This window comes from Microbacterium sp. Bi128 (assembly GCF_918698205.1).
Window position 1 is genome coordinate 1 of record NZ_CAKKMM010001198.1, and the last position, 1,579, is coordinate 1,579.

Consider the following 1,579-nt stretch of genomic DNA (forward strand, 5'->3'; position numbering starts at 1 on the left):
TAGAACCTCAGCGGCCCGCGGACAGGCGCGTCGACTGGCACCTTCGGCCGGTCATGCCGTACAAATGATGGCTATGACGACGACCACCGAAGCGCCGGCCTTTCACGCGACAGACGAAACCGTGACCGCTCAAACCCATCGTGTGGTCTTCTCGGACCCCGATGCCGTGACGGCGACAGCGGTACGCGACACTGACACTCGGGGCGCCGCCCAGGCCCCGGTCTTCTCGAGCCCCTACTGATCTCCCCGGCCCGCCATGTCAGAGCTCCGGCCGGCGGACCTTCGCGTGCCTTCCCTGAGCATGGCCAAACCCGTGAACCGAGTCCCCGGCCCGGACGTGCTTCCCGGCGGCTCCTGGTATGAGCCCAAGTGGGACGGCTTTCGGGTATCTGCAGTGGTCGCGGAGACGGGCGTGACGCTGTGCCCTGTCAGGGCAAAGACCTGACCCTGTGGTGCCCTGACCTGGCTGCTGCCCTTGCGGAGCAGGTCCCGCCCGGGTGCGTGATCGACGGCGAGGAGCTCATCTGGGCGGGCGATGGCCGTTATGACGGCAGGGAGCCGCGGAGGCGAAAGTCCTCACCGGCCAGAGAGCAGCCATCGACACCACGACCGCTTCCGGGAAGCTGGTCTTCGGGATCTTCGCGGGCCTGGCCGAGTTCGAACGCGAACTCATCTCAGAACGAACCATCACAGGACTGGCCTCCGCGCGGGCCCGCGGCGGCCGCCCCTACAAGATGACCCCATCCAAGCTCCTCCTCGCGATGGCGTCAATGGGCAAACCCGGAACCAAAGTCAGCGAACTCTGCACCGAACTCGGCATCACCCGCCAGACCCTTTACCGGCACGTATCACCGACGGGCGAGGTCCGCCCGGATGGCAAAAGTTGCTGGCGAAGAACTAGGCCGGCAGCGGCCGAACGATACCGATTCATGCACCATCCGGATGGAAAGGACAACACATCTTGGACTCGCGCGTATCCACTGGAATACTATGGGGGTCCGGGCGATGGCTCGGGTCTGCGAACTGGCGGGACCGAGTGGCGGCGTAAGCCTCCCTTCCGAGTCGCCACTGTGGAAGGAAAGTTGTGTCACCTGGTTCTGAAACGATGCGGCACGACGGGGATTCGATCTACGCCCAGCTGCGCTCTGAAATCCTGGCCGGTGCAATTGCTCCGGCCACTCCCTTGCGGGAAGTTACCTTGGGGGAACGCTTCGGCGTCTCCCGCACGCCGGTGCGCGAGGCTCTTCGCCGCCTCCAGCACGACCGTCTTCTGGATCGCGGCGCCCGTGGACTGCAGGTCCATCAGGCAACACCCCAGGAAGTAATCCAGGTCTATGACGTGCGGATTCTTTTGGAACAGGAGGCGGCCGGGCAGGCGGCCCTGTCCCACGACATCACTGACATTATGCAGCTCGAAGGCCTGGTGGAACGTGACCGGGCACTTTCGGAGCCGGATGACAACACCCGGGCGTCGACGAACCTGGAGTTCCACGCTGCCGTCTGGGCGGCTGCGCACAATCCCGTCCTCCAGGATCTCCTGCAGCGGCTGTCCACCCACTTGATCCGCACGCCGCACTCG

1 protein-coding gene and 1 pseudogene are annotated in these 1,579 nt (G+C 65.0%); both read left to right on the plus strand.

Going from position 1 to position 1,579, the window contains the following annotated elements; all coding sequences use genetic code 11:
* Positions 1–569: 569 nt before the first annotated feature.
* Positions 570–896 (plus strand): annotated as a pseudogene (locus LQV45_RS31200) (recombinase family protein); the annotation flags it as partial.
* Between the two features lie 209 nt (positions 897–1,105).
* On the plus strand, positions 1,106–1,579 hold a 474-nt coding region (locus LQV45_RS31205), incomplete at its 3' end, for a GntR family transcriptional regulator (RefSeq protein ID WP_230011213.1).